This window comes from Hydrogenophaga sp. ANAO-22, assembly GCF_042466645.1.
GTDB lineage: Bacteria > Pseudomonadota > Gammaproteobacteria > Burkholderiales > Burkholderiaceae_C > Hydrogenophaga.
Map to the genome: position 1 here is coordinate 1,006,248 of NZ_CP159956.1, position 25,401 is coordinate 1,031,648.

25 protein-coding genes are annotated in these 25,401 nt (G+C 67.7%); 11 read left to right on the forward strand and 14 right to left on the reverse strand.

Annotated elements, in window-relative coordinates; translation table 11 throughout:
• Position 1: 1 nt before the first annotated feature.
• Together ABSY19_RS04700 and ABSY19_RS04705 are read left to right on the forward strand one after the other, a co-directional pair.
• Complete coding sequence (locus ABSY19_RS04700) at positions 2 to 967, forward strand: transglutaminase N-terminal domain-containing protein (RefSeq protein WP_382159544.1); 966 nt, start codon at positions 2 to 4, stop codon at positions 965 to 967.
• Between the two features lie 42 nt (positions 968 to 1,009).
• The gene (locus ABSY19_RS04705; protein WP_382159547.1) at positions 1,010 to 1,480 is read left to right on the forward strand and encodes a RidA family protein; all 471 of its coding nucleotides are present in this window, start codon (positions 1,010 to 1,012) and stop codon (positions 1,478 to 1,480) included.
• A 104-nt stretch (positions 1,481 to 1,584) separates the two neighbouring features.
• Here ABSY19_RS04705 and ABSY19_RS04710 read toward each other — a convergent pair whose 3' ends face one another.
• The 4 genes from ABSY19_RS04710 to ABSY19_RS04725 all read right to left on the reverse strand — a co-directional run bounded on the left by ABSY19_RS04710 (position 1,585) and on the right by ABSY19_RS04725 (position 7,337).
• Entirely contained in the window at positions 1,585 to 1,764 is a 180-nt protein-coding gene (locus ABSY19_RS04710; RefSeq protein ID WP_382159549.1) for a hypothetical protein, read from the reverse strand.
• A gap of 21 nt (positions 1,765 to 1,785) precedes the next feature.
• Positions 1,786 to 2,892 (reverse strand): DNA glycosylase AlkZ-like family protein, encoded by a 1,107-nt coding sequence (locus ABSY19_RS04715; protein ID WP_382159552.1) that lies wholly within the window; start codon positions 2,890 to 2,892, stop codon positions 1,786 to 1,788.
• 7 nt (positions 2,893 to 2,899) lie between these two features.
• Positions 2,900 to 5,248 carry a DNA topoisomerase IV subunit A gene (gene parC / locus ABSY19_RS04720; protein WP_382159555.1) on the reverse strand — a complete coding sequence of 783 codons (2,349 nt, stop codon included), beginning with the start codon at positions 5,246 to 5,248 and terminating at the stop codon, positions 2,900 to 2,902.
• A gap of 118 nt (positions 5,249 to 5,366) precedes the next feature.
• The gene (locus tag ABSY19_RS04725; protein ID WP_382159558.1) at positions 5,367 to 7,337 is read right to left on the reverse strand and encodes a DNA topoisomerase IV subunit B; all 1,971 of its coding nucleotides are present in this window, start codon (positions 7,335 to 7,337) and stop codon (positions 5,367 to 5,369) included.
• 160 nt (positions 7,338 to 7,497) lie between these two features.
• Here ABSY19_RS04725 and ABSY19_RS04730 point away from each other — a divergent pair, with 160 nt between their 5' ends.
• The 5 genes from ABSY19_RS04730 (at position 7,498) to bamC (ending at position 11,537) form a co-directional block, all read left to right on the forward strand.
• Positions 7,498 to 8,739, forward strand: coding sequence for an MFS transporter (locus ABSY19_RS04730; protein WP_382159561.1), 1,242 nt, complete (start codon positions 7,498 to 7,500; stop codon positions 8,737 to 8,739).
• A complete protein-coding gene (locus tag ABSY19_RS04735; RefSeq protein ID WP_382159564.1) occupies positions 8,736 to 8,864 on the forward strand; it encodes a hypothetical protein in 129 nt (42 codons plus the stop codon). The genes ABSY19_RS04730 and ABSY19_RS04735 overlap by 4 nt, the downstream gene beginning before the upstream one ends.
• The gene (locus ABSY19_RS04740; protein WP_382159567.1) at positions 8,864 to 9,418 is read left to right on the forward strand and encodes a class I SAM-dependent methyltransferase; all 555 of its coding nucleotides are present in this window, start codon (positions 8,864 to 8,866) and stop codon (positions 9,416 to 9,418) included. Before ABSY19_RS04735 ends, ABSY19_RS04740 begins: the two co-directional genes overlap by 1 nt.
• 75 nt (positions 9,419 to 9,493) lie before the next feature.
• Positions 9,494 to 10,393 carry a 4-hydroxy-tetrahydrodipicolinate synthase gene (dapA, locus tag ABSY19_RS04745; protein WP_382159570.1) on the forward strand — a complete coding sequence of 300 codons (900 nt, stop codon included), beginning with the start codon at positions 9,494 to 9,496 and terminating at the stop codon, positions 10,391 to 10,393.
• Positions 10,394 to 10,421: 28 nt separating this feature from the next.
• Positions 10,422 to 11,537 carry an outer membrane protein assembly factor BamC gene (bamC, locus tag ABSY19_RS04750; RefSeq protein WP_291111808.1) on the forward strand — a complete coding sequence of 372 codons (1,116 nt, stop codon included), beginning with the start codon at positions 10,422 to 10,424 and terminating at the stop codon, positions 11,535 to 11,537.
• Positions 11,538 to 11,624: 87 nt separating this feature from the next.
• Here the strand turns inward: bamC and ABSY19_RS04755 are convergent, their stop codons facing one another.
• The 3 genes from ABSY19_RS04755 to ABSY19_RS04765 form a co-directional block, all read right to left on the reverse strand.
• Positions 11,625 to 11,972: a hypothetical protein gene (locus ABSY19_RS04755; RefSeq protein ID WP_382159573.1), complete on the reverse strand. Its 348-nt coding sequence runs from the start codon at positions 11,970 to 11,972 to the stop codon at positions 11,625 to 11,627.
• 190 nt (positions 11,973 to 12,162) lie between these two features.
• Complete coding sequence (locus ABSY19_RS04760; protein WP_382159576.1) at positions 12,163 to 12,672, reverse strand: hypothetical protein; 510 nt, start codon at positions 12,670 to 12,672, stop codon at positions 12,163 to 12,165.
• A 31-nt stretch (positions 12,673 to 12,703) separates the two neighbouring features.
• Complete coding sequence (locus ABSY19_RS04765) at positions 12,704 to 13,867, reverse strand: JmjC domain-containing protein (protein ID WP_382159579.1); 1,164 nt, start codon at positions 13,865 to 13,867, stop codon at positions 12,704 to 12,706.
• A gap of 14 nt (positions 13,868 to 13,881) precedes the next feature.
• On the opposite strand from ABSY19_RS04765, the gene ABSY19_RS04770 reads away from it, so the two are divergent.
• Positions 13,882 to 14,433, forward strand: coding sequence for a peptidylprolyl isomerase (locus ABSY19_RS04770; RefSeq protein WP_382159583.1), 552 nt, complete (start codon positions 13,882 to 13,884; stop codon positions 14,431 to 14,433).
• Positions 14,434 to 14,549: 116 nt separating this feature from the next.
• On the opposite strand, the gene dut is transcribed toward ABSY19_RS04770, so the two are convergent.
• The 7 genes from dut to ABSY19_RS04805 form a co-directional block, all read right to left on the reverse strand.
• On the reverse strand, positions 14,550 to 14,999 hold the full coding sequence (dut, locus tag ABSY19_RS04775) for a dUTP diphosphatase (protein WP_382159586.1): 450 nt from the start codon (positions 14,997 to 14,999) through the stop codon (positions 14,550 to 14,552).
• Between the two features lie 111 nt (positions 15,000 to 15,110).
• On the reverse strand, positions 15,111 to 16,193 hold the full coding sequence (locus ABSY19_RS04780; RefSeq protein ID WP_291111820.1) for a TRAP transporter substrate-binding protein DctP: 1,083 nt from the start codon (positions 16,191 to 16,193) through the stop codon (positions 15,111 to 15,113).
• Positions 16,194 to 16,381: 188 nt separating this feature from the next.
• Positions 16,382 to 18,217, reverse strand: a complete 1,836-nt coding sequence (locus tag ABSY19_RS04785; RefSeq protein ID WP_382159588.1) for a TRAP transporter large permease subunit — start codon at positions 18,215 to 18,217, stop codon at positions 16,382 to 16,384.
• A gap of 18 nt (positions 18,218 to 18,235) precedes the next feature.
• Positions 18,236 to 18,841, reverse strand: a complete 606-nt coding sequence (locus ABSY19_RS04790) for a TRAP transporter small permease subunit (protein WP_382159591.1) — start codon at positions 18,839 to 18,841, stop codon at positions 18,236 to 18,238.
• A 188-nt stretch (positions 18,842 to 19,029) separates the two neighbouring features.
• On the reverse strand, positions 19,030 to 20,919 hold the full coding sequence (gene dxs / locus ABSY19_RS04795; protein WP_382163682.1) for a 1-deoxy-D-xylulose-5-phosphate synthase: 1,890 nt from the start codon (positions 20,917 to 20,919) through the stop codon (positions 19,030 to 19,032).
• Positions 20,920 to 20,964: 45 nt separating this feature from the next.
• Positions 20,965 to 21,861, reverse strand: coding sequence for a polyprenyl synthetase family protein (locus tag ABSY19_RS04800; RefSeq protein WP_382163684.1), 897 nt, complete (start codon positions 21,859 to 21,861; stop codon positions 20,965 to 20,967).
• Positions 21,862 to 21,866: 5 nt separating this feature from the next.
• The gene (locus tag ABSY19_RS04805; RefSeq protein WP_382159594.1) at positions 21,867 to 22,124 is read right to left on the reverse strand and encodes an exodeoxyribonuclease VII small subunit; all 258 of its coding nucleotides are present in this window, start codon (positions 22,122 to 22,124) and stop codon (positions 21,867 to 21,869) included.
• Positions 22,125 to 22,424: 300 nt separating this feature from the next.
• On the opposite strand from ABSY19_RS04805, the gene ABSY19_RS04810 reads away from it, so the two are divergent.
• Genes ABSY19_RS04810 through ABSY19_RS04820 form a run of 3 tightly spaced genes read left to right on the forward strand, consistent with a single transcriptional unit; the run spans position 22,425 to position 25,393 of the window.
• Positions 22,425 to 23,573 carry an aromatic ring-hydroxylating dioxygenase subunit alpha gene (locus ABSY19_RS04810; RefSeq protein ID WP_382159595.1) on the forward strand — a complete coding sequence of 383 codons (1,149 nt, stop codon included), beginning with the start codon at positions 22,425 to 22,427 and terminating at the stop codon, positions 23,571 to 23,573.
• Between the two features lie 46 nt (positions 23,574 to 23,619).
• Positions 23,620 to 24,510, forward strand: coding sequence for a DMT family transporter (locus tag ABSY19_RS04815; protein ID WP_382159598.1), 891 nt, complete (start codon positions 23,620 to 23,622; stop codon positions 24,508 to 24,510).
• Between the two features lie 25 nt (positions 24,511 to 24,535).
• Positions 24,536 to 25,393, forward strand: a complete 858-nt coding sequence (locus tag ABSY19_RS04820; RefSeq protein ID WP_382159601.1) for a sulfurtransferase — start codon at positions 24,536 to 24,538, stop codon at positions 25,391 to 25,393.
• The last annotated feature ends 8 nt before the right edge of the window (positions 25,394 to 25,401 follow it).

A 25,401-nucleotide genomic window follows, 5' to 3' on the forward strand; every position in this document is an offset into this window, starting at 1 on the left:
CATGCTGCTGCGCATCCTGCACCGCACCCGCTACCGCTACCACGGCGCCATCGACATGGCGCAGCACATGGTGCACCTGCGGCCGGTGGACACGGCCTCGCAGCGCGTGCGCTCGCACGAGCTGCGCATCGACCCCGAGCCGGCCGCGCGCAGCGAGACCACCGACGTGTTCGGCAACCCGCGCACCTTCTTCTCGCTGCAATCCATCCACAGCATGTTGACCGTGGAGGCCGACAGCCTGGTCGAGACACACGCGCCCGAGCCCCTGCCCGAAGGCCCGCCCTGGCGCGGCATGAACTGGGAGCGCGTGCGCGAGCATTTCCGCTACCGCGCCCAGGCACCGTTCGACGCGGCCAGCGAGTTCCTCTTCGCCTCGCCCTACGTGCCGCGCGACGACGCCTTCGCCGCCTTCGCCCGCCCGGCCTTCAAGCCCGGCCTGCCGGCCCTGGAAGCGGCGCGCGCGCTGATGGAGCGCATCCACAACGAACTGAGCTACGAGACCCACAGCACCGAGGTGAACACCCCCGCGCTCGACGCCCTGGCGCAAGGCAAGGGCGTGTGCCAGGACTTCGCCCACATCATGCTGGGCTGCCTGCGCTCGCTCGGCCTGCCCGCGCGCTACGTCAGCGGTTATCTGCTCACGCGCCCGCCGCCGGGCAAGCCGCGCCTGATCGGCGCCGATGCCTCGCACGCCTGGGTCTCGGTGTACGTGCCCCTGCCCGCCTCGGCCGACGTCCTTGAGGCCGCGCCCACTGGCGCATGGTTCGACTTCGATCCCACCAACAACCGCTGCGGCTGGGGCAGCCCGGGCGAGGACTACGTGACCCTGGCGATCGGGCGCGATTTCGCGGACGTCTCGCCCATGCGCGGCGTGATCCAGAGCGGCGCGCGCCACACGCTGGCGGTGGCCGTGACGGTGGCCCCGCCCGACGAGCTGGAACAACTCCAGACGGCCGAAGACGCCTGAACCCGTCGATAGAATGGACCGCTCATTCTTCAGGAGCGTTCCATGAGCATTTACGACAAGCTGGCCCAACTCGGCATCACCCTGCCGCCCGTGGCGGTGCCCGCCGCGGCCTATGTGCCCTTCGTGCAGACCGGCAAGCTGATCTTCCTGAGCGGCCACATCGCGAAGCAGGACGGCAAGCCCTGGGTCGGCCAACTCGGCCTGACCATGACCACCGACGAAGCCAAGCCCGCGGCGCGCGCCGTGGCCATCGATCTGATGGGCACGCTCGCCGCCGCCTGTCAGGCCGCTGGCACGGACCTCAATGGCGTCAAGCGCATCGTGAAGGTGCTCAGCCTGGTCAACTCCACCGCCACCTACACCGAGCAGCACCTGGTCACCAACGGCTGCAGCGAGCTGATCGGCGAGGTGTTCGGCTCGGCGGCCGGCGCGCACGCGCGCAGCGCCTTCGGCGTGGCGCAGCTGCCCCTGGGCGCCTGCGTGGAAATCGAGCTGATCGCAGAGTTGAAGTGACCCCCCGCGCGCCTTCGGCGCTCCCCCGTGAAGGGGGGCGACACCTTGGGCCGGCAGAGCCGGACCCTGGGTGTCTCTGGACGGGCTCCCCCACTCCAGCCCGGTTACTTCTTCTTGCGTTCGTTGGCGCGCCGCACCTGGCGGCTCTGGGCAGTTTGCGGGACCGCCTCGGCCTGGCCGGCACGGCGCTTCGCAAAATACCGCGTGGCGAAGCGCGCGACGCCAAAGGCCAGCGCCGCCATCACCGCGGCGATCACGATTCCCGTCCATTCGCTGTTGTCCATCGTCAGCTCACCTGCGTCATTTCATTCAGATCCGGCGGGCGCCAGGAAGCGCTCGAACCGTTCCAGTTCCTCGTCCAGCGCGCGCCGGAAAACGGCATCGCGGGGGCGCGCCTCGGCAAAACCCAGTTCGTGCCGAAGCTGCCCGCGCTCCAGGCGCAGGTTGGCCCAGCCCACCATGCGTTCGCCCCACAGCACCGGCAGGGCGTAGTGGCCCATGGTGCGCTTGGGCGCTGGCACATAGGCTTCGAAGCGGTACGCCCAGTCCCACAGCATCTCGAAGCGCCGCCGGTCCCACACCACAGGGTCGAACGGCGCAAGCAGCCGCACCCCTTCATCGGGCTGGTGGCGGCGCGAAGCGGGGTTTTCATCGGCCGGCCAGAACCAGGTGGTGCCGTCGATCACGGCATGGCCATAGCGTTCGCGCGCGGTCTTCACCACGGTGCGTGCCTCGGCCGACAGGTGATTGGCGCCGTAGCGCAGCAAGGTGACCAGGTAGCCGAGGCTGGGTGCCGGAATGGGTGCGTACAGCGCCACGATGACATCGACCAAGGCCTGGGCCCGCGCCAGACGCGCCGCGGGGCTGTCGTCCTGCTCGGTGTGCCGCATCGCCTCGTACACCCGCGTGCCCGATTCGCGGCGGCGCACGCGCAACCAGCCGTGGTGGTGCATGTCGTCGAGCAGCCGGGTGCTGGCATTGAGTTCACCGCCCCAGTAGCCGGCCACGCGGCCATGGTGCACGAAGGCCTCGCCCACCTCGCGCGGGTGGACCACGCCACGCTCCTGCACGAAGGCCAGCAGCTCGCGCGCGCGGTCCGTGGTGGCCGCGTCCCAGGGCCGGCGCGGCGTGCGCGGGTGCAGCAGCGCCAGCATCTCGCGCGGCACGAAGCCGTAGTTGACGAACGCGTCCTCCTCCACGCCCAGCCGCTCGTAGCGGCGCTCCAGGTCGCCGGCGCGGTAGTCGCGCACCCGCTGGTAGAGGATGAGGTCCTGCGCGCGCGCCGGCGCGCGCATGGGATCGGCCTGCACGAACCCGAGCCGGCGGATGGCGGCCGGCAGCGTCAGGGGTTTGAACAGGCTGCGCGCGATCGCATAGCGGCGCAGCTCGGCCAGGGTGGGCGAGCGCGCCATGGCCGCTTTACTCCACCCGCGTGATGCGGCTGGGCTTGAAGCCCAGGTCGGCCGCCTTGCCCTTGCGGGCCCGCGCGGCGCGCGCGTTGTTGAGGCTGCGGATCTCCAGCGTTTCCTCGCGCTCCTTGCCGCCGCGCCCGATGCCTTCGATCTTCACGCTGCGGGTGTAGGCGGCGGCGCCGGCCAGGGTGTCCTTGGCTTCGAGGTCGATCAGCATCAGGCCGCGACCGCCCTTCTCCATCAGCTTGAGTTCGCCGATCTCGAAGGTGAGGATGCGCCCGCCGGTGGAGGCGCAGCACACGTGCGTGGCCGGCACCAGCGGCACGCCGCCGGAGGCGAAAGCCGCGTGCGACGGCGCGCACGGCGTTTCGCCTTCGCCGAGGTTGAGGAAGGTCTTGCCGCCGCGCTGGCGCGACACCATGTTCTCCACCGTGGCCAGGAAACCATAGCCGCCACTGCTGCTGAGCAGCAGCGCCGCATTGGCCGGGCCGGCGAAGTAGTGCAGCGGTTGCGTGCCGCTTTCGAGTTCGATCAGCGTGGTGATGGGCTGGCCGTCGCCGCGCGCGCCCGGCAGGCTGGCCACGGGCACCGAGTACACGCGCCCGTTGCTGCCGAAGGTGATGAGCGTGTCCACCGTGCGGCACTCGAAGGTGCCGTACAGGCCGTCGCCGGCCTTGAACGCGAAGCTGCCGGCCTCGTGGCCGTGGCCGGTGCGCGCTCGCACCCAGCCCTTGCTGGAGATCACCACCGTCACCGGCTCGTCCACCACCTTGATCTCGGCCACGGCCTTCTTCTCGGCCTGGATCAGCGTGCGGCGCTCGTCGGCGAAGGTCTTGGCGTCGGCCTCGATCTCCTTGATCATCAGGCGCTTGAGGCTGCCGGGGTTGCCCAGAATGTCTTCGAGCTTGCCCTGCTCTTCGCGCAGCTCCTTGAGTTCCTGCTCGATCTTGATGGCTTCGAGCCGCGCCAGCTGGCGCAGCCGGATTTCCAGGATGTCCTCGGCCTGGCGGTCGCTGAGCTTGAAGCGCTCGATCAGCGCGGCCTTGGGCTCGTCGCTGTGGCGGATGATGCGGATCACCTCGTCGATGTTGAGCAGCACCAGCTGCCGACCTTCGAGGATGTGGATGCGGTCCAGCACCTTGGTGAGGCGGTGCTGCGAGCGCCGGGTGATGGTGCCCTGGCGGAATTCGATCCACTCGGTGAGCATCTGCCGCAGCGACTTCTGCGTCGGCCGGCCGTCGAGCCCGACCATGGTGAGGTTGATCGGCGCCGAGGTTTCCAGGCTGGTGTGGGCCAGCAGCGCGGTGATGAGTTCCTGCTGCTCGATGCGGCTGCTCTTGGGCTCGAACAGCAGGCGCACGGGCGCGTCCTTGCTCGACTCGTCGCGCACGCCGTCGAGCACCATGAGGATGCTGGCCTTGAGCTGCGTCTGTTCCTGCGTCAGCGCCTTCTTGCCGGCCTTCACCTTGGGGTTGGTGAGCTCCTCGATCTCTTCGAGCACGCGCTGCGTGCTCACGCCCGGCGGCAGCTCGGTCACCACGAGCTGCCACTGACCGCGCGCGAGGTCTTCGATCTTCCAGCGCGCGCGCACCTTGAGGCTGCCGCGGCCGGTGCGGTAGGCATCGGCGATGTCGCCGGCCGGGCTGATGATCTGGCCGCCACCGGGGTAGTCAGGCCCGGGCAGCAGCGCGAACAGCTCGTCGTCGGCCAGCTTGGGGTTCTTCACCAGCGCCACGCAGGCGTCGGCCACCTCGCGCAGGTTGTGGCTGGGGATCTCGGTGGCCAGGCCCACGGCGATGCCGCTGGCGCCGTTGAGCAGGTTGAACGGCAGGCGCGCGGGCAGCTGCTTGGGCTCGACGGTGGAGCCGTCGTAGTTGGGCACGAAGTCCACCGTGCCCTCGTCGATCTCGTCGAGCAGCAGGGTGGTGATCTTCGCCAGGCGCGCTTCGGTGTAACGCATGGCCGCGGCACCGTCGCCGTCGCGCGAGCCGAAGTTGCCCTGGCCGTCGATCAGCGGATAGCGCTGCGCGAAGTCCTGCGCCATGCGCACCAGCGCGTCGTAGGCGGCCTGGTCGCCGTGCGGGTGGAAGCGGCCCAGCACGTCGCCGACCACGCGCGCGCTTTTCACCGGGCGCGCGGCCGTGTTGCGGTTGGGCCCGCTGAAGCCCAGCCCCATGCGGTCCATGCTGTAGAGAATGCGGCGCTGCACCGGTTTCTGGCCGTCGCACACGTCGGGCAGGGCGCGGCCTTTCACGACCGAAAGCGCGTATTCGAGGTAGGCGCGCTGCGCGTAGTTCGCGAGGTTCATGCCGTCGTCGTCCGGCGCGGACAGCGGCAGTTCAGGAGTTTCAGTCATGGCAAATCAGTTCTTCGTTCAAGGCGGCGATTCGGTCAAGGACACCGCAGATCCGGCTCTGCCGGTCTGCCAGTGTCGCCCCTGATGGGTGACGCGAAGCGGCGCGGGGGGAGTTCAACTAGATATCGATTTCGACCGAGTCGCCATGCAACTCCATCAGCTCGCGGCGCGAGGCGGCTTCGCCCTTGCCCATGAGCTTGGTGATGAGCGCTTCGGTGCCGGCGAAGTCGATCGCGCCGAGCACGACCGGCATGAGGCGGCGCGTATCGGGGTTGAGGGTGGTGTCCCACAGCTGCTCGGCGCTCATTTCGCCCAGGCCTTTGAAGCGGCTGATCTGGCACTTCTCGGGCGCCACGCCGTCCTTGGCGGTCTTGTCGAGGATGGCGTGCAGCTCGCCTTCGTCCAGCGCGTACTGCTTGGCCGCCGGCTTCTTGCCGCGCGCGGGGATGTCCACGCGGAACAGCGGCGGGCGCGCCACGTACACGTGGCCGGCCTCGATGAGTTTGGGGAAGTGGCGGAAGAACAGCGTGAGCAGCAGCACCTGGATGTGCGAGCCGTCGACGTCGGCGTCGGACAGGATGCAGACCTTGCCGTAGCGCAGGCCGCTGAGGTCGGGCGTGTCGTTCGGGCCGTGCGGGTCCACGCCGATGGCGACCGCGATGTCGTGGATTTCGGTGTTGGCGAACAGGCGGTCGCGCTCGACCTCCCAGGTGTTGAGCACCTTGCCGCGCAGCGGCAGCACGGCCTGACTTTCCTTGTCGCGGCCCATCTTGGCGCTGCCGCCGGCCGAGTCGCCCTCGACCAGGAACACCTCGTTGTGCGCGAGGTCCTTGCTCTCGCAGTCGGTGAGCTTGCCGGGCAGCACGGCCACGCCCGAACCCTTGCGTTTTTCGACCTTCTGGCCGGCCTTCTGCCGCGACTGCGCGGCCTTGATGGCCAGCTCGGCGAGCTTCTTGCCGTAGTCCACGTGCTGGTTGAGCCAGAGTTCGAGCGCGGGGCGCACGAAGCTGCCGACCAGGCGCACGGCGTCGCGCGAGTTCAGGCGCTCCTTGATCTGGCCCTGGAACTGGGGGTCGAGCACCTTGGCCGAGAGCACATAGCTGGCGCGCGCGAACACGTCTTCGGGCAGCAGCTTCACGCCCTTGGGCAGCAGCGCGTGCAGTTCGATGAAGCCCTTGACCGCCTGGAACAGGCCGTCGCGCAGGCCGCTTTCGTGCGTGCCGCCGGCGCTGGTGGGGATCAGGTTCACGTAGCTCTCGCGCACCGGCTGGCCGTCTTCGGTGAAGGCCACGCACCAGGCCGCGCCCTCGCCTTCGGCGAAGCTGTCGTGCCCGCTGTCGGCAAAACCTTCGCCTTCGAACAGGGGAATGACCGGCTCGCCGGTGAGCGTCTGCTGCAGGTAGTCGCGCAGGCCGCCCTTGTAGAGCCAGGTCTGGGTGTCCTTGGTCTTTTCGTTCACCAGCGTCACGCTCACGCCCGGCATCAGCACCGCCTTGCTGCGCAGCAGGTGGGTGAGCTCGGCCATGGGCAGGGTGGCGGCTTCGAAGTACTTGGCGTCGGGCCAGGCGCGCACCGTGGTGCCCTGCTTGCGGTCGTCTGCGCCCTTGGGCGAGATCACCAGCGGTTCGATCACGTCGCCAGCGGAGAACGCCAGTTTGGCCACCTGGCCCTCGCGGAAACTGGTCACTTCCAGCCGGGTGGAGAGCGCGTTGGTCACGCTCACGCCCACGCCGTGCAGGCCGCCGGAGAAGCTGTAGGCGCCGCCCTTGCCCTTGTCGAACTTGCCGCCCGCGTGCAGGCGGGTGAACACGAGTTCGACCACCGGGGCCTTTTCTTCGGGGTGCAGGCCGAACGGGATGCCCCGGCCGTCGTCTTCCACGCTGACCGAATGATCGGCGTGCAGCGTGACCTTGATCTTCTTGCCGTGCCCGGCCAGGGCCTCGTCGGCCGCGTTATCCAGCACTTCCTGGATGATGTGCAGCGGGTTGTCGGTGCGGGTGTACATGCCCGGCCGCTGCTTGACCGGTTCCAGCCCCTTGAGGACGCGGATCGAGCCTTCGGAGTATTCGTTGGGTGTTTGGGTCGCCATGGGGGCGGATTGTATGCCCCGAAGACTGTATGCAAATACAGACTTTCGGCTTCAGGCCGACCAGCGATGCGCGCGATTCATCAGTGGCGCGGGAAAATATCAAGCCTTCGCGGCATGCCCGTGACAGGCAAGGCCCATCCATCTTCGCTACAGTTCCCGAATGCCCTCGACCCCCACCCTCCCGACCCCGCCCCGCCTCTCTGCCCTGCAGGTGCTGGCCTGCGGCGCCCTGATCGTCACCCTGTCCATGGGCATCCGCCACGGCTTCGGCCTGTGGCTGCAGCCCATCACCCAGGCGCAGGGCTGGTCCCGCGAGACGTTCTCGTTCGCCCTGGCGATCCAGAACCTGTCCTGGGGGATCTTCGGCATCTTCGCCGGCATGGCCGCCGACCGTTTCGGCGCCTTCCGCGTGCTGATCGGCGGTGCGGTGGCCTATGCCCTGGGTCTGGCCGGGATGGCGCTGAGCACCTCCTCTCTGGGTTTCGCGCTCACCACCGGCGTGCTGATCGGCGCGGCCCAGGCCGGCACCACGTACGCGGTGATCTACGGCGTGATCGGCCGGCAGATTCCGGCCGAGAAGCGCTCCTGGGCCATGGGCGTGGCCGCCGCGGCCGGGTCGTTCGGCCAGTTCCTGATGGTGCCGGTGGAAGGCTGGCTGATCAGCAGCTTCGGCTGGCAACAGGCCCTGCTGTTCCTCGCGGGCGCCGTGCTGCTGGTGATGCCGCTGGCCCTGGGCCTGCGCGAACCGGGCTTCGCGGGCGGCGCACCGGTGCACCGCGAACAGACCATTGGCCAGGCCTTGCGCGAGGCCTTCCGCTACCGCAGCTTCCAGCTGCTGATGGCCGGCTATTTCGTCTGCGGTTTCCAGGTGGTGTTCATCGGCGTGCACATGCCCAGCTACCTCAAGGACCACGGCCTGTCGCCCCAGGTGGCGAGCTACGCGCTGGCGCTGATCGGCCTGTTCAACGTGATCGGCACCTATGCCGCTGGCGCGCTGGGCCAGCGCCTGGCCAAGCGCCACATCCTGGCCTTCATCTACTTCGCGCGCGCCGCGGTGATCGCCGTGTTCCTGATCGCGCCGCTCTCGCCCATGAGCGTCTACGTGTTCTCCGCCGTCATGGGCCTGCTCTGGCTCTCCACCATTCCGCCCACCAACGCGGTGGTGGCGCAGATCTTCGGTGTGGCCCACATGTCCATGCTGGGCGGCTTCATCTTCTTCAGCCATCAGATCGGCAGCTTCCTGGGCGTGTGGCTGGGCGGCGTGCTGTACGACAGGACCGGCAGCTACGACATCGTCTGGTACCTCGCGATCGCGCTGGGCGTGTTCGCCGGGCTGGTGAACCTGCCGGTGCGCGAAGGCCCGATCGCGCGCGCCCCGCAGCGCGTGGGAGCCGCGGCGTGAAGCCTGTGGCCGTGCGCGCCCTGGCCTGGGCCGCGGCTGGCGCGGCCCTGCTGGCGACGTTCGCGCTCTACCACCGGCCCGAGTTCCTTGTGAACCTGGCCGACCAGATCTGGAGCTGCTTCTGATGCATGGCTCCGAGGCGCCTTCGGCGTGGGTGCGGCGCTGGTCGCACCTGGTGCCCACCGGCGGTTCGGTGCTCGACGTGGCCTGCGGCCAGGGTCGCCACCTGCGCTGGTTCGCCCAGCGGGGCCACCCCGTCACCGGCGTGGACCGCTCGCCCGAGGCCATCGCCGCCGTGCAGCCCCTGGGCCGCGCCGTGCTGGCCGACATCGAGAACGGGCCCTGGCCGTTCGACGGCGAGCGTTTCGACGCGGTGGTCGTCACCAACTACCTCTGGCGCGCCCTGCTGCCCCGCATCGTGGACAGCGTGGCCGAAGGCGGCCTGCTGCTGTACGAGACCTTCGCGGCCGGCAACGAGAGCGTGGGCAAGCCCTCGCGGCCCGACTTTCTGCTGCAACCGGGCGAACTTTTGCAGGCCAGCCAGGGTCTGCACGTGGTGGCCTATGAAGATGGTTTCTGCGACCGCCCCGAGCGCTTTGTCCAGCGCCTGGCGGCGGTGCGAAAACGGCCCGGGACCCCCGTGCCGCCCCCCAGGTATCCGCTGGATGCCACTGGGTAGAATGCAAGATTCGCGCGCGCTGCCCGCCCCACCGGGGCGATGCAGGGTGGACGCCTCCATTTGAGCCTTTAGCCTATGAACCCCATCACCGGCAGCATCGTGGCCCTGGTCACGCCCATGCATGAAGACGGCAGCGTCGACTACCCCACGCTGCGCAAACTGATCGACTGGCACATCACCGAGGGCACGGACTGCATCGGCGTGGTCGGCACCACGGGCGAATCGCCCACGGTCAACGTCGAGGAACACTGCGAGATCATCCGCGTCTCGGTCGAGCAGGCCAAGACGCACGGCGCCAAGCGCGTGCCCATCATGGCCGGCTGCGGCGCCAACTCCACCGCCGAGGCCATCGAGCTCGCGCGCTTCGCCCAGAGCGTGGGCGCCGACTGCCAGCTGCAGGTCGTGCCCTACTACAACAAGCCCACGCAAGAGGGCCAGTACCAGCATTTCAAGGCGATCGCCGAAGCCGTGGGCGACCTGCCCACCGTGCTCTACAACGTGCCCGGCCGCACCGTGGCCGACATGGCGCACGACACCGTGCTGCGCCTGGCGCAGGTGCCCGGCATCGTCGGCATCAAGGAAGCCACCGGCAACATCGAGCGCGCGCAGTGGCTGATCCGCGACGTGCCCAAGGGTTTCTCGATCTACTCGGGCGACGACCCGACCGCCGTGGCCCTCATGCTGTGTGGTGGCCAGGGCAACATCAGCGTCACCGCCAACATCGCCCCGCGCCTGATGCACGAGTTGTGCGTGGCCGCGATCGCGGGCGACGTCAAGCGCGCCATGGCGATCCAGCTCCAGCTCATGCCGGTGCACAAGAACCTGTTCGTGGAAGCCAACCCGATCCCGCTCAAGTGGGCCATGGCCCGCATGGGCCTGTGCAACGAAGCCATGCGCCTGCCGATGACCCCCATGACGCGCTCCCTGGCGCCCGTGGTCGAAGGCGCGCTGAAGCAGGCCGGCCTCATTTCCTGACCCCTTTCGTTCCTACCGAGCCCCATTCATGTCCAACCGAACCCTGTCCTCGACCCCGCGCATCCTGACCCGCCTGGGCCTCCTGGCCGCCGCCGCCCTCGTGGTCTCGGGCTGCTCGATGCTGCAGGAAGACAAGATCGACTACAAGAGCGCCAAGCGCGGCAGCACCCTGGACGTGCCGCCCGACCTGAGCCAGCTCACCCGGGATTCGCGCTACAACGTGCCCGGCTCGGTGGTCACTGCCAGCGGCTATGAAACCGCCCAACCCGCGCAGGCCACGGCCGCCAGCACCGCCGCCGTGAGCGTGGGCGACGTGCGCATCGAGCGCGCGGGCAACCAGCGCTGGCTCGTGGTGAGCCGCCCGGCCGACAAGCTCTGGAGCCCGGTGCGCGATTTCTGGCAGGAAAACGGTTTCCTGCTCGACATCGACCAGGAAGGCCTGGGCATCATGGAAACCGATTGGGCCGAGAACCGCGCCAAGCTGCCGCAGGACTTCATCCGCTCAACCATCGGCAAGGTGTTCGAGAACCTCTACTCCACCGGCGAACGCGACCGTTTCCGCACCCGCTTCGAACGCACCGCCAACGGCGGCACCGAGATCTACATCAGCCACCGCGGCATGGTGGAGGTCTATTCCACCAAGGAAAAAGACCAGACCGTGTGGCAGCCGCGCCCGGCCGACGTGGAACTGGAAACCGAGTTCCTGCGCCGCCTGATGGTCAAGCTCGGCGTGAGCGAGGCGCAATCTCGGGCCGTGACCGCCAGCGCGCCGGTGCAGGCCGCGGCGCGTGTCGCCATGGTGAACAACGCGCCCGTGGTGCAGTTCGACGACAACTTCGACCGCGCGTGGCGCCGTGTCGGCCTGTCGCTCGATCGCACGGGCTTCACCGTGGAAGACCGCGACCGCAGCCAGGGCCTCTACTTCGTGCGCTATGTCGAACCTGTGGTCAACGCCAAGGAGCCAGGTTTCTTCGCCAAGATGTTCGGCGCTTCGAAGACCGAGGCCTCGACCGAGCGCTTCCGCGTGTCGGTCAAGAGCGTCGAGAACCAGACCACCGTCGCGGTGCTCGACAGCCAGGGTCGGCCGGACAGCTCGGCGTCCGCGCAGCGCATTGCCAAACTGCTGGCCGAAGACCTCAAGTAAGAACGCCACGCACCAAGAAAAAAAGCCGCCCGAGGGCGGCTTTTTCTTTGACCGGCCCGCAGCGCGGGCCTGCCCCTCAGGGCTGGGTCACTTCACAGCGGCCTTGGCATCGGCGGCGGCTTCCTTGGCCTTGTCGGCCACTTCCTTGGCGGCGTCCGCGGTGGCAGCGCCTGCGGCCTTGGCGGCGTCGGCGGTGGCGGCACCGGCTTCCTTCGCAGCGTCCACGGTGGCAGCGGTGGCTTCCTTGGCGGCATCGACGGCGGAAGCGCCGGCTTCCTTGGCGGATTCGGCAGCGCCGGCCATGGAAGGCGCAGCAGCGGCCGGAGCGGGTTCAGCGGCCGGTGCCGGTGCGGCGACCGGTGCCTCTTCCTTCTTGCCGCAGGCGGTCAAGGCGATGGCGGCCAACAGGCTGGCGAGCAGGATGGTTTTTTTCATGATGACAGTTCCAATGGATGAGAAAGACAGGCGGTCGAACGACCGGTTCGGAAAGGTTCCACGCACCCTGGGTGTTGTGTGACGGGAGGCCATCCAGCGGAGTGGGTTGACGTGACAACCCTCCCCTGCCGCGCGGATGATACCGCCCCGTCCTGGTGCAAGAAGCGAGAGGGGTTGTTTTTACCTTTGCTCACAGCCCCAGTGTGGACGCCGGGAAAGCGGGCGTGCTCTTGAGCGCCCACTCCTGCAGCTGCTCCTGCAGGGCCACGCGGCGCTCCGCGCTGCGGCTCACCACCATGGTGCATCGCAGGGGGTCCAGCCGCTGCAGCGTCCAGGCCGGTGACCACAACACGCTGGGCAGTTCGCCCACCGAGGCACTGGCACAGGCCTGCGCCTCCACCAGGTGCCCCCAGGTGCTGCGCCACTGCACGAAACGTGGGTGCATCTGCCGCAACACGCTGTAGTCGCGCGCCAGCAGGTGCAGCGAACGGCCGCGTTGCGACCACGCATTGAGCGAAGCCACCACATCGCGTTCGCCCAGCGGCCAGTCGGCGAAGTCCGCGTCGCACAGGACCATGCGCGGCCAGCCCTCCTGCGCCGCCGTGGCGAAGGCCTGCCGGATCAGGTCGATGAAGGCCACGCGGCCGGAGAGTCGGCCTTCGGGCAGCGCGGCGATCGAAGCATCCAGGGGATCGGTCATGCGGGTCTCCTGACGAGGCGCCCACAGCGCCTCAAGCGGGTTCGATGCGGTGCAGCCAGCCGGCGTCGAACCAGTCCTGCAGCAGGGCTTGCGCACCTTCGCTCGCGCGGACCACCTGCCGCTGGTCCAGCGCGCGCTGGTCGGCCAGCGCGCGCATGAGTCGGGCATCGGCACCACCGGCACGAAAACTCTCGCCGTTGATGAAGATGTGGCGTTCGTCGTACATCATGCGCGTGCGCCGGTCCAGCCGCAAGGCACCCGGCGCCCAGTCCCCCTCGGGTTCGTCGAACCAGATGCGCGGCTTGGGCTCGGTCATGACCTCGCCCAGCGCGCAGGCCAGCGACTGGCGTTCCGCCAGCAGGCGCTGCAAAGCGTCCACCGCGAAGGCTTCGAGCGCGGCGGGCATGGCCGCCGGGGTCGCGGTGGCGGGCTGCCCCGGGTCACGAAAGAGGGTGTCGTCGTCCAGCTCATCGGCCATGCGCTGCAGCAGTTCACCCGCCAGGCCGCCGCGCTGCGGCGCGCGAAAACCGATGGAGTAGGTGCTGCAGTCCCCGCCCACCGCATCCCCGTCGTGCGCCCAGCGCGGCGGCAGGTACAGCATGTCGCCCGGGTTGAGCACATGCTCTTCCTCGGGCTCGAAATGGCTGAGGATCTTGAGCGGCACGTCGGGCTGCAGAGACAAATCCTTCTGCCGGCCGATGCGCCAGCGCCGCTGCCCGGTGGCCTGCAGCAGGAACACGTCGTAGCTGTCGAAGTGCGGGCCCACGCCGCCGGCGTCGCTGGCCCAGGAGATCATCAGATCGTCCAGGCGCGCATCGGGCACGAAACGGAAGCGCTGGAGCAACTCGTGCGCGGCGTCCAGGTGCTGGTCGACGCCCTGCACCAGCAAGGTCCAGCCGGCTTGCCGCAGCGGCGGCAGCTGTTGGCGGGTCAAGGGGCCTTGCCTGAGCGTCCAGCCCTGGGGCTTGCGCACGATCAGGCGCGACTCCACCGCCTCGTCGGCCGCCATGTCGAACAGCTGTTGCCGGCTCAACAAGGGCGTGAAACCCGGGATGGCGTTGCGGATCAGCAGCGGCTTTTTCTGCCAGTGCCGGCGCATGAACTGCGCCGGGCTGAGGCCGCCGAGCAGGTCGCAGGGCAGGTCCGGCGCGGGGGCGGACAAAGAGGGGGGGCTGGATGGGGAAGCATGGAGCATGGGACAATTGTCGGATGAAAATCAACCAACAATGCGTGGTCGCGCTGACCTGGACCCTCAAGGACACGCTGGGCGAAGAACTCGACGTGCTCGATGAGCCGGTGGAGTTCCTCGTGGGCGGCAACGACCTGTTGGCCAAGATCGAGGAAGCCCTGCTGAACCACTCGGCGGGCGACACGATCGACCTGCACCTGGAGCCGGCCGACGCCTTCGGCGACTACGACGACCGCCTGCTGTTCCTCGAACCCCGCCACCTGCTGCCCGACGAGATCGAAGAAGGCATGGGTTTCGAGGGCCTGCCCCCGGGCTGCAACCCCTCGGCCCCCAAGGACCGCCTGTATTTCATCAGCGACATCTACCCCGAGCACGTGGTGCTGGACGGCAACCACCCCCTGGCCGGCATCGCCTTGCGCATCAGCCTGAAGGTGCATGCGGTGCGCGAGGCGCAGGAAAACGAGGTCGGCCAGGGCACGCTGGGCACCGGCTTCTTCCGCATGCAGGTGGACGCGCCCGACGAACTGCAGGGCCCGGGCCTCACGCCGCCCGGCCCGCACACCCTCCACTGATCAGGCAACACCCCCGCCGCGCTGCGCGCGTCCCCCTCAAGGGGCGGTGCCAGCGGCCCGGCAAAGCCGGCTCCGCGGCACCTCTTGATCAGACGGCCTCGCGCGACGACGGTCTTTTATCCTCTGCCCGTGGAACCGTAACCACCGGCACCGCGCTCGCTCGCGGTGGCGAAGTCGTTCACCACGTTGAACTCGGCCTGCACCACGGGCACGATCACCATCTGCGCAATGCGCTCCATGGGCTCGATGGTGAAGGCCACGTCACTGCGGTTCCAGGCGCTCACCATGAGCTGGCCCTGGTAGTCGCTGTCGATCAGGCCAACCAGGTTGCCCAGCACGATGCCGTGTTTGTGGCCCAGGCCGGAGCGCGGCAGGATCATGGCGGCGTAGCCGGGGTCGGCCAGGTGGATCGCCAGGCCGGTCGGCACCAGTTGCCACGCGTTGGGCGCCAGCACCAGGGGCGCGTCGAGGCAGGCCCGCAGATCGAGGCCGGCACTGCCGGGCGTGGCGTAGGAAGGCATCTGGCTGACCAAACGCGGGTCCAGGATGCGGACATCAAGTTTCATAAAAACCGAGACAGTGTCAGTGGGAACGAAAAGGCCCGCTGCACGCAGCGGGCCCCTGCCCAGATGCACCATGGACCCGGTCGAGCCGGACCGCAGGTGCGGCTTTCAAGATCAGATCTTCACGCCAGCCATGTACTGGTTGAACGGGAACTCCGAGAAACGGTTCCACAGAATCTGATCGCGCTGGAAGGTGCGCATGTCCTGGTGGATCTTCTTGAAGGTGGGCGACTTGGCTTCGTGCTCGGCGAACACTTCCATGCAGGCCTTGAAGCCGGCATCGATCACCGCCTTGGGGAACGCCTTGAGCTGGGTCTTCTCGGCCACCAGCTTCTTCAATGCGATCGGGTTCACGGCATCGTACTTGGCGGTCATGTCGGTCGCAGCCACGGCCATGGCGGCGTTCAGGATGGCCTTGTTTTCATCCGACAGGGCGTTGAACTTCTTCAGGTTGATGAAGAACTCCAGATCGGCGCCGCCTTCCCACCAGCCCGGGTAGTAGTAGAACGGAGCCACCTTGTGAAAGCCGAGTTTGGCGTCGTCGTGCGGACCGACAAATTCGGCCGCGTCCAGCGTGCCCTTTTCCAGCGCCTGGTAAACCTCACCGGCTGGCAGGTTCTGCGACACCACGCCCAGCTTGGCCATGCCCTCGCCGAACACGCCGCCGCCCATGCGCATCTTCAGGCCCTTGAGGTCGGCGGCGGTCTTGATCTCCTTGCGGTACCAGCCGCCCATCTGCGTGCCCGTGTTGCCGGCGCTGGCGGTGCGGAAGTTGTACTGGGCGAAGAATTCATCGAGCAGCTTGCCGCCATTGCCATGCTGCTTCCACGCAGTGTTCTGCCGGGCGGTCAGGCCGAAGGGCACCGCGCAGCTGAAGGCGAAAACAGGGTCCTTGCCGGTGAAGTAATAGGCGGCCGTCTGGGCCATGTCGATGTTGTCGCCCTGAAGCGCGTCCACGACGCCGAACGCAGGCATCAACTCGCCCGCTGGGTGAACGGAGATCTCGAACTTGCCGCCCGACAGTGCCTTGACGGTCTGCGACAGCTTCTCGGCACTGCCGAAGATGGTGTCCAGCGAACGCGGGAAGCTCGAAGCCAGGCGCCAGCGCACCGCAGCTTGCGCATGCACGGCCGGTGCCACACCAGCGGCCAGCACACCGGCCAGGCCGGCACTCTTCACGATAGAACGACGATCCATTGAGATTGCTCCAGGATTGCTTGATGAAAGCTTGAAAGAAAGGCGCAGCCTCTTGCGTGGCACACACCGGGATGAAGAAAGGTGTTTTGATTCTATTGATATCTGCCGTGTCTCAAGGGCAAGGCCGCCGAGGGTTTTCCCTCGACAGCCCGCGCTTCGTCACGGAACAGGCCGACCAGGGAGAGGCATCACTTGCGGCCAATGGCCTCCTGCATGGCCTTCATGGGATCGTCTTCCGGTGCGGCCTTTGCATCGGGGCTCGCTTCGCCGGCCGCGTCTGGCTTCGCTGGGGACAGTTCCTCACTGCCTTCCGACGGTGCGGTCTGCTCGTCCGCACCATAACCCGCACCGCCGCCGTAACCGCCCTCCGAGCCGGGGTCGAGACCCTCTCTCATCTGCTCGCCCACTTCCTTGAGGTCGTAGTCGCCAACCTTGTCGAGGTTGCCTGTGACCAGACCGGGGAAAGCGATCAGCATGCCCACCATGAACAGCTGGATGATCAGGAAGGGAATCGCCCCTTTGTAGATCTGCATGGTGGTGACCGGAGCCATGACCTTGTTCGTCACGCGGTCCACATAGGGCTTGTCGGGCGCCACCGAGCGCAGGAAGAACAGCGCGAAACCGAACGGCGGGTGCATGAACGAGGTCTGCATGTTCACCGCCAGCAGCACGCCGAACCAGATCAGGTCGATGCCCAGCTTGTCGGCCACAGGCGCGAGCAGCGGCACCACGATGAACGAGAGTTCGAAATAGTCGAGGAAGAAGGCCAGAAAAAAGATCAGGATGTTGACCACGATCAGGAAGCCCACCGGGCCGCCCGGCAGGTCAGCCAGCAGATGCTCCACCCAGATCGGACCATCGGCCGCCTGGAACACCAGGCCGAAGATCGTGGCGCCGATCAGGATGAACATCACGAAGCTGCCGAGCTTGGTGGTCGTGGCCAGGGCCTGTTTGAGCAGCTTCATGTCCAGCCGCTTGCGCATCAGGGCCATGATGATGGCGCCCATCGCCCCCATGGCGCCGCCCTCGGTAGGGGTGGCGATGCCCAGGAAGATGGTGCCGAGCACCAGGAAGATCAGCAGCAGCGGAGGGATCAGCACGAAGGTCACCCGCTCGGCCAGGCGCGAGAGCAGGCCCAGCTTCGCGTACTTGTTGGCCAGGGCCATCACGAGCGCCACGAAGGCACCGCCAGCCATGGCCACGACGATCTTCTCGTCGGTGGGCACGGAGGTCACCTCGCGGCCCAGCCACCACGTATGGACTTCGGGCATGTAGCGCGCCAGCACGATGGAGACCATGAACGAGATCACCATCAGCACCAGCAGCGACTGGTAACCACCGCTGCCGTCGGCCTCGCGGTAGATGCGCGCCTCGGTCGGCAGCGCGGGCACGCTGGCGGGCTTGAAGATGGCCAGGCAGGTGATGTAGAGCACGTAGCAGCCGACCAGCATGAAGGCCGGGATGAAGGCCCCCTTGTACATGTCACCGACGCTGCGGCCCAGCTGGTCGGCCATGATGATGAGCACCAGCGAGGGCGGGATGATCTGCGCCAGCGTGCCCGAGGCCGCGATCACGCCACTGGAAAACTGGCGGTCGTAGCCATAGCGCAGCATGATGGGCAGAGAAATGAGGCCCATCGAAATGACCGACGCGGCCACCACGCCCGTGGTGGCCGCCAGCATCGCGCCGACAAAGACCACCGCCAGCGCCAGGCCGCCGCGCATCGGTCCGAAGACCTGGCCGACGGTGTCGAGCAGGTCCTCGGCCATGCCGCTGCGCTCCAGGATCAGGCCCATGAGCGTGAAGAAAGGCACCGCCAGCAAGGTGTCGTTGGCCATGATGCCGATCAGGCGCTGCGGCAGCCAGGCCAGCACCGAAGACGGGAACACGCCCATCTCGATGCCGACGATGCCGAAGGCCAGGCCGCAGGCACCCAGGCTGAAGGCCACTGGAAAGCCCAGCAGCAGAAAGATGATGAGCCCCGCAAACATGATCGGAGCGAAGTTCGCCGCAATGAATTCCATCGTCGATTCCTTGGCCGGTTACTCGGAGACTGGCTTGTCCTTGGCGGACTCGCGCTGACTCAGAATCTCAGCCAGCTCTTCCTCGGCGGACTTCTCGCCGGCCTTGATGGTCGGGTCGGGGCCGCGACCGGTGATGAAGGCCACGCGCTTGATGAGTTCGGACCAGCCCTGCAGCATCAGAAGGATGAAGCCTGCCGGGATCGCCAACCACACCGGCCAGCGGATCAGACCACCGGGATTGCCCGACATTTCGCCCGATGCGTACTTCTCCATCAGGATCGGAACACCGTAGTACAGCACCAGCAGACACACCGGCGTGAGAAAGAAAGCAAAGCCCAGGATGTCGATCCACATCTGAGCCTTCTTGGGCAGGCGGCTGTTGATGACATCGATGCGCACGTGCTCTCGGTTGAGCAAGGTGAAACCCGCCGCGATGAGGAACGACCAGGCAAAGAGATACCACTGGATCTCGAGGAAGGCGTTGGAGCTGGTGTTGAAGGTGTAGCGCACAAGTGCGTTGGCGGCGCTGATGACCGTGGAACCCATGATCAGCCAGATCGCGTATCGGCCAATCCAGGTATTGAGCCGATCGATGGCCCGAGAGAAGTTGAGAAGTGCACCCATCCGGATTCCCATTTCTTGTGAACATAGACCCCACACCCCATTTATCGATGGATAAAGAAACACGCAGCGAGCGAAGTACCGCAGCTGCGTGTGGGTGGTATGGAGCGGCTGATTGTAGGGGACGCCTTTTTTGCATCAAAGGGTCTGCGTGCAGGGTAAACCCGTTTTCCACGCTCCGGCGCCGCAGTTCAGCCGACCGCTTTCACCACGGGCGCGAGCAGATCGCCAAAACGCGTGCGGATGGCGCGTTCGATGCCCGGTCCATCCAGCCCCAGACCGGCCAGCAGCCGAGCCGGATCGCCGTGGTCGACGAAAGTGTCCGGCAGGCCCAGTTGCAGCACGGGCAGTGCGAAGCCCTCTGACTGCAAGGCCTCCAGCACAGCGCTGCCAGCGCCACCCATCACACTGCCTTCCTCGACTGTGACCAAGGCATCGTGCGACGAGGCCAGCTCGCGCAGCAGTTCCACATCGAGCGGCTTGACCCAGCGCATGTTGGCCACGCTGGCGCCCAGCTTCTCGCCCGCGGCCAGTGCGGGCTGCAGCAAGGTGCCGAACGCCAGGATCGCCACGCGCCGGCCTTTGCGGCGCAACTCGCCACGGCCAAAGGGCAGGCCTTCGAGCCCGGCGGGCTGGGCCACACCCGCACCGGCACCGCGCGGGTAACGCACCGCCACAGGCTGGTTCTGCGCGAACGCGGTGCTCAGCAGCTGGCGGCACTCGGCCTCGTCGGCCGGGCAGGCCACGGCCATGTTGGGGATGCAGCGCAGGTAGGCGATGTCGTAGGCGCCCGCGTGCGTCGCGCCGTCGGCACCGACGAGGCCGGCGCGGTCCAGCGCGAACACCACCGGCAGGTTCTGCAGCGCCACGTCGTGGATGAGCTGGTCGTAGGCGCGCTGCAGGAAGGTGGAGTAGATCGCCACCACCGGCTTGAGCCCCTCGCAGGCCAGGCCGGCGGCGAAGGTCACGGCGTGCTGTTCGGCGATGCCGACATCGAAGTAGCGCGCGGGGAAGCGGCGCTCGAACTCGACCATGCCCGAGCCTTCGCGCATGGCCGGCGTGATGCCGACCAGGCGCGGATCGGCCTCGGCCATGTCGCACAGCCATTGGCCGAAGACCTGGGTGAAGGTGGTCTTGGACGGTGTGGCGGGCTTGGTGATGCCCACCGCGGGATCAAACGTGCCCGGGCCGTGGTAGGCCACAGGATCCGCCTCGGCGAGCTTGTAGCCCTGGCCCTTCTTGGTGACCACGTGCAGGAACTGCGGGCCGCTGTCGGTGTCGAGCAGGTGGCGGATGTTCTCCAGCGTGGGGATCAGCGATTCGAGGTCGTGGCCATCGATCGGACCGATGTAGTTGAAGCCGAACTTCTCGAACAGCGTGGCCGGCACCACCATGCCCTTGGCGTGCTCCTCGAAGCGCTTGGCGAGTTCGAACAGGGGCGGCGCCCCCTTGAGCACCTGCTTGCCCACGTTTTTCGCGGCGGCGTAGAACTGCCCGCTCATGAGCTGGGCCAGGTAGCGGTTGAGCGCCCCCACGGGCGGGGAGATCGACATGTCGTTGTCGTTGAGCACCACCAGCAGGCGGCCTTCGGCCACACCGGCGTTGTTCAGCGCCTCGAAGGCCATGCCCGCGGTCATGGCGCCGTCACCGATGATGGCGATGGACTTGCGCGGCTCGCCCTTGATCTTGGAGGCCAGCGCCATGCCCAGCGCGGCCGAGATGCTGGTGGACGAGTGCGCGGTGCCGAAGGTGTCGTACTCGCTCTCGTCGCGGCGCGGGAAACCGCTGATGCCGCCGAACTGGCGCAGCGTGGCCATGCGGTCGCGCCGGCCGGTCAGGATCTTGTGCGGATAGGTCTGGTGGCCCACGTCCCAGACCAGGCGGTCATCGGGGGTGTTGAAGACGTAATGCAATGCCACTGTGAGTTCCACCGTGCCGAGGTTGGAACTGAGGTGACCGCCCGTGCGCGCCACGCTCTGCAACAGGAAGGCGCGCAGTTCATCAGCCAGCGGCGAGAGTTGCGTGCGCGCGAGTTGGCGCACATCGGCGGGGGATTCGATGGTCGACAACAGGGAATTCATGGGCGGGGGCGCTTGGGTCATGGTGGATCGGCCTTGTTTCGGGCCTCAGGACGCACGCCGCCCCACCCAGTCGGCCAGGGCGTGCAGGGTGGTGGTGTGGTCGAGGCCGGAGCGGCGCAAGGTGTCGTGGGCCTGGGCCAGCACGCGGTCGGCATAGGCCTGTGCCTGGTCCAGTCCCATCAGGGAGACGAAAGTGGGTTTGTCGGCCGCGGCGTCCTTGCCGGCGGTCTTGCCCAGCGTGGCCGAGTCGGCGGTGACGTCGAGGATGTCGTCCACCACCTGGAAGGCCAGGCCCACGCAGGCGCCGTACTCGGCGAGCAGGGCCAGGGCCTGGGGCGAGGGCGTGCCGGTGGCCGCGCCCATGGTCACGCTGGCCTGCAGCAGGGCGCCGGTCTTGCGGCGGTGCATGGCTTCGAGCGCGGGCTGGTCGAGTGCCACGCCCACACTGGCGAGGTCCACGGCCTGCCCGCCGGCCATGCCGTCGGCCCCGGCCGCGAGCGCCAGCAGGCGGCACAGGCGCGCGCTCATGCCATCGCTCAGGCTGCCGTCGCCCGGCACCAGCAGTTCGAAGGCCAGGGCCTGCAGCGCGTCGCCCGCCAGCAGGGCCTGGGCCTGGCCGAACTGCACGTGCACCGTGGGTTTGCCCCGCCGCAGCACGTCGTTGTCCATGCAAGGCATGTCGTCGTGCACCAGCGAGTAGGCGTGGATGAGTTCGACCGCGCAGGCCGCGCGCATCGCCGCCGCCGCGTGGCCGCCCACCGCTTCGCAGGTGGCCAGCACCAGCAACGGGCGCAGGCGCTTGCCGCCATCGAGCACGGCGTAGCGCATGGCGTCGCCCAGCCCGGCGGGCGCGTCGGCGGACACCCAGCGCTCCAACGCGCGTTCCACCGCGTCCTGTTGCGCCTGGCGCCAGGCCACGAAATCGTGGGTATCGGAGAGCACGGCGTTCACGGCGCGTCCCAGGGCTTGAGCGTGCCGCCTTCGAGCACCTTGATCTGGTTTTCCACGTCATCCAGCCGCGAGCGGCAGAACGCGAGCAACTCCGCGCCCCGCTGGTAACGGGTCAGCAACTGGTCCAGCGGCAGTTGTCCGGCATCGAGCTGGGCCACCAGTTGCTCCAGTTCTTCCAGCGCCGCCTCGTAGCTGGCGGGCGCATTGGGAGAAGGGGCCGCACGGGGGGCGCGGGAGGGAGAAGGTGTGGGCATGGATTCTGTGGGCTGAGGCCCTTCGCAAACCGCGGTACTTGCTTCGCCGCGCGGTGGGGCGGGCTGCATGGGCCCGGCCTTGGGGTGCTGAAGATGGCCTGGTGAAACCGGCATTTTATGCCCGGCAGGGATATTCCCCCCCGGGGTACAATCCGCTCTCTTTTTTTCTCCACACCTCTTCACTACGGACAGCCCCTGTCCGGAGGGACGCACCACCCCACCCATCCCGCGCGAATTCGTCTGACGAGCACAGCGCTTACCCTGCCCCTTCATAGGGGGAGTCTCTAGGTCAGGACCACCATGTCTGATTTAAGTCTTCAACTGCAGCAGGCCGCAAGCCAACTTCCGGTTTCCAGCTACTTCAGCGAGGCGCTGTTCCAGCGCGAAAAGGAAACGCTCTTCCAGCGCGGGCCCCGGTATGTGGGGCACCAACTCGCGGTTCCCGATGTGGGGGACTACCACGCGCTGCCGCATGAGGCCGGTGGTCGCGCCCTGGTGCGCACCAACAAAGGGGTGGAGCTGGTGTCCAACGTGTGCCGCCACCGCCAGGCCGTCATGCTCAAGGGCCGGGGCAACCTCGGCGAGACCCGCAGCGGCAGCGCCGGCGGCAACATCGTCTGCCCTCTGCACCGCTGGACCTACAGCGGCACGCACGGTGAACAGGCCGGGCGCCTGCTCGGCGCGCCGCACTTCGAGCAGGACCCCTGTCTGAACCTCAACAACTACCCGCTGCGCGAGTGGAACGGTTTGCTGTTCGAGGACAACGGCCGCGACGTGCAGGCCGACCTGGCGAACATGGGGCCGCGCGCCGCGCTCGACTTCGAGGGCATGGTGCTCGACCACGTGGAGCTGCACGAGTGCAACTACAACTGGAAGACCTTCATCGAGGTCTATCTGGAGGACTACCACGTCGCCCCCTTCCACCCGGGCCTGGGTGGTTTCGTCACCTGCGAAGACCTGCGCTGGGAGTTCAAGCCTGAGTACTCGGTGCAGACCGTGGGCCCGGCCAACCTGCTGGGCAAGGCTGGCAGCCCGGTCTACCAGCGCTGGCACGAGCAGCTGATGAACTACCGCCAGGGGCAGATGCCCGACCACGGCGCGATCTGGCTCACCTACTACCCGCACATCATGGTGGAGTGGTACCCGCACGTGCTCACGGTCTCGACCCTGCATCCCGTCAGCGTGGACAAGACCCTCAACATGGTCGAGTTCTACTACCCAGAGGAAATCGCGGCCTTCGAGCGCGAGTTCGTCGAGGCGCAGCGCGCGGCGTACATGGAGACCTGCATCGAGGACGACGAGATTGCCGAGCGCATGGACGCGGGGCGCAAGGCCCTGCTCGCGCGTGGCGACAACGAGGTCGGCCCTTATCAGAGTCCGATGGAAGACGGCATGCAGCACTTCCACGAGTGGTACCGCCGCCACATGGCGGGCGCCATCCCGGGCTGACGCCATCGGCACCGGCATGTGCCCTTCGCCCACAGGAGCCTGATCCATGCAGGCCCTGTGGATGCTGCTCGCCTCGCTGTTCTTCGCCTCCATGGGCGTGTGCATCAAGTTCGCGTCCAGCCACTTCAACAGTTTCGAGATCGTCTTCTACCGCGGCGTGGTGGGTGCGATCTTCCTGATCGCGATGACGCGCGTGAACGGCGTGTCGCTGCGCACCAGCATGCCCATGATGCATGTCTGGCGCAGCATCGTCGGCACGATCTCGCTCACCGCCTGGTTCTTCGCCATCGCCGCCCTGCCTCTGGCCACGGCCATGACGCTGAACTACATGAGCAGCGTGTGGATCGCCACCTTCCTGCTCGGTGGTGCCCTGCTCATGCAGGGGCGCAACGCCCCCATCCGCGAGCAGGGCCCCTTGTTCCTCACCGTGCTCATGGGCTTTGGCGGCGTGGCCATGATGCTGCGCCCCACGCTGGCCGACCACCAGGTCGTGGGCGCGCTGGTGGGCCTGCTCTCGGGCATCTTCGCGGCCTTCGCCTACCTGCAGGTGGCAGCGCTCTCGCGCGCCGGAGAGCCCGAGAGCCGCACCGTCTTCTACTTCTCGATCGGCGCCGTGCTCGCCGGCGGGGTCGGCATGCTGTTCTCGGGCGTGAGCCCCTGGCATTGGCCCAGCGCCTTGTGGCTGCTGCCCATCGGCCTGCTGGCGCTGTTCGGCCAGCTCTGCATGACGCGCGCCTACTCGCGCGGCGCGACCATGGTGGTGGCCAACCTGCAGTACTCGGGCATCGTGATCGCCGGCATCTACGGCATCGTCTTCTTCGGCGACCAGCTGCCGCTGATGGGCTGGCTGGGCATGGCGCTGATCATCGTCAGCGGCATCACCGCCACCGTGCTGCGCACCCGCACCGTGCCGAATGCACCCGCGGAAGAACACTGAGGGGCATCTGCCCCACAATGCGCGCATGCACACGACCCTGATCTCCGCCCCCGAACTCCAGCAACTCATTGCCCATGGCGCCCCGTTGCGCATCTTTGACTGCAGTTACGAGCTGATGAAGCCCGAGGCAGGCCTGGCCCAGTTCGAGGCCGAGCACCTCCCGGGCTCGGTGCACGTGCACCTGGAGCACCACCTGAGCGACAAGTCCGGCCCCGAGCGCGCCAGCGGCGGGCGCCACCCGCTGCCCTCGCGCGCCACCTTCGCCGCCCGCCTGGGCCAGTTGGGCCTGGACAACAGCCAGCAGGTGGTGGTGCTGGACCGCCAGGCCATCACCACCAGCGGTCGCCTGTGGTGGATGCTCAAGTGGTGCGGCCACGAGGCCGTGGCCGTGCTGGACGGCGGGCTGGCGGCCTGGAAGGCGGCCGGCGGCGCGGTGGAAAGCGGTCCCGCGAACCCTCCGAAGCCAGCGGTCTTCGAACTGCGCGAGCCGCTGGTGCAAACCGTGAGCACGGCGGACATCGCCGGCGCGCTCGGGCGCCCCGCCATGACCCTGATCGACGCCCGCGCCGGTGCGCGCTTCCGCGGCGAGACCGAGCCGCTGGATCCGGTGGCCGGCCACATCCCCGGCGCGCTCAACCGCCCTTTCGGTGACAACGCGGCGCCGGACGGCCGCTTCAAGCCCGCGGCCGAACTGCGCGCCGAGTTCGACCGCCTGCTCGCCGGCCGCGACCCCGCCACCGTGGTGCACCACTGCGGCAGCGGCGTGAGCGCCGTGCCCAACCTGCTGGCCATGGAAATCGCCGGCCTGGGCCGCGCGAAGCTCTACCCGGGCAGCTGGAGCGAGTGGTGCAACACGCCGGGCCTGCCCACGGCGCAGGGCTGACAGCGGGC

Bases quoted from the DNA above. Each gene is read 5' to 3' on its own strand.
- ABSY19_RS04700 (WP_382159544.1), top strand. From the start codon at position 2: ATGCTGCTGCGCATCCTGCACCGCACCCGCTACCGCTACCACGGCGCC.
- ABSY19_RS04705 (WP_382159547.1), top strand. From the start codon at position 1,010: ATGAGCATTTACGACAAGCTGGCCCAACTCGGCATCACCCTGCCGCCC.
- ABSY19_RS04710 (WP_382159549.1), bottom strand. From the start codon at position 1,764: ATGGACAACAGCGAATGGACGGGAATCGTGATCGCCGCGGTGATGGCG.
- ABSY19_RS04715 (WP_382159552.1), bottom strand. From the start codon at position 2,892: ATGGCGCGCTCGCCCACCCTGGCCGAGCTGCGCCGCTATGCGATCGCG.
- parC (WP_382159555.1), bottom strand. From the start codon at position 5,248: ATGACTGAAACTCCTGAACTGCCGCTGTCCGCGCCGGACGACGACGGC.
- ABSY19_RS04725 (WP_382159558.1), bottom strand. From the start codon at position 7,337: ATGGCGACCCAAACACCCAACGAATACTCCGAAGGCTCGATCCGCGTC.
- ABSY19_RS04730 (WP_382159561.1), top strand. From the start codon at position 7,498: ATGCCCTCGACCCCCACCCTCCCGACCCCGCCCCGCCTCTCTGCCCTG.
- ABSY19_RS04740 (WP_382159567.1), top strand. From the start codon at position 8,864: ATGCATGGCTCCGAGGCGCCTTCGGCGTGGGTGCGGCGCTGGTCGCAC.
- dapA (WP_382159570.1), top strand. From the start codon at position 9,494: ATGAACCCCATCACCGGCAGCATCGTGGCCCTGGTCACGCCCATGCAT.
- bamC (WP_291111808.1), top strand. From the start codon at position 10,422: ATGTCCAACCGAACCCTGTCCTCGACCCCGCGCATCCTGACCCGCCTG.
- ABSY19_RS04755 (WP_382159573.1), bottom strand. From the start codon at position 11,972: ATGAAAAAAACCATCCTGCTCGCCAGCCTGTTGGCCGCCATCGCCTTG.
- ABSY19_RS04760 (WP_382159576.1), bottom strand. From the start codon at position 12,672: ATGACCGATCCCCTGGATGCTTCGATCGCCGCGCTGCCCGAAGGCCGA.
- ABSY19_RS04765 (WP_382159579.1), bottom strand. From the start codon at position 13,867: ATGCTCCATGCTTCCCCATCCAGCCCCCCCTCTTTGTCCGCCCCCGCG.
- ABSY19_RS04770 (WP_382159583.1), top strand. From the start codon at position 13,882: ATGAAAATCAACCAACAATGCGTGGTCGCGCTGACCTGGACCCTCAAG.
- dut (WP_382159586.1), bottom strand. From the start codon at position 14,999: ATGAAACTTGATGTCCGCATCCTGGACCCGCGTTTGGTCAGCCAGATG.
- ABSY19_RS04780 (WP_291111820.1), bottom strand. From the start codon at position 16,193: ATGGATCGTCGTTCTATCGTGAAGAGTGCCGGCCTGGCCGGTGTGCTG.
- ABSY19_RS04785 (WP_382159588.1), bottom strand. From the start codon at position 18,217: ATGGAATTCATTGCGGCGAACTTCGCTCCGATCATGTTTGCGGGGCTC.
- ABSY19_RS04790 (WP_382159591.1), bottom strand. From the start codon at position 18,841: ATGGGTGCACTTCTCAACTTCTCTCGGGCCATCGATCGGCTCAATACC.
- dxs (WP_382163682.1), bottom strand. From the start codon at position 20,919: ATGAATTCCCTGTTGTCGACCATCGAATCCCCCGCCGATGTGCGCCAA.
- ABSY19_RS04805 (WP_382159594.1), bottom strand. From the start codon at position 22,124: ATGCCCACACCTTCTCCCTCCCGCGCCCCCCGTGCGGCCCCTTCTCCC.
- ABSY19_RS04810 (WP_382159595.1), top strand. From the start codon at position 22,425: ATGTCTGATTTAAGTCTTCAACTGCAGCAGGCCGCAAGCCAACTTCCG.
- ABSY19_RS04815 (WP_382159598.1), top strand. From the start codon at position 23,620: ATGCAGGCCCTGTGGATGCTGCTCGCCTCGCTGTTCTTCGCCTCCATG.
- ABSY19_RS04820 (WP_382159601.1), top strand. From the start codon at position 24,536: ATGCACACGACCCTGATCTCCGCCCCCGAACTCCAGCAACTCATTGCC.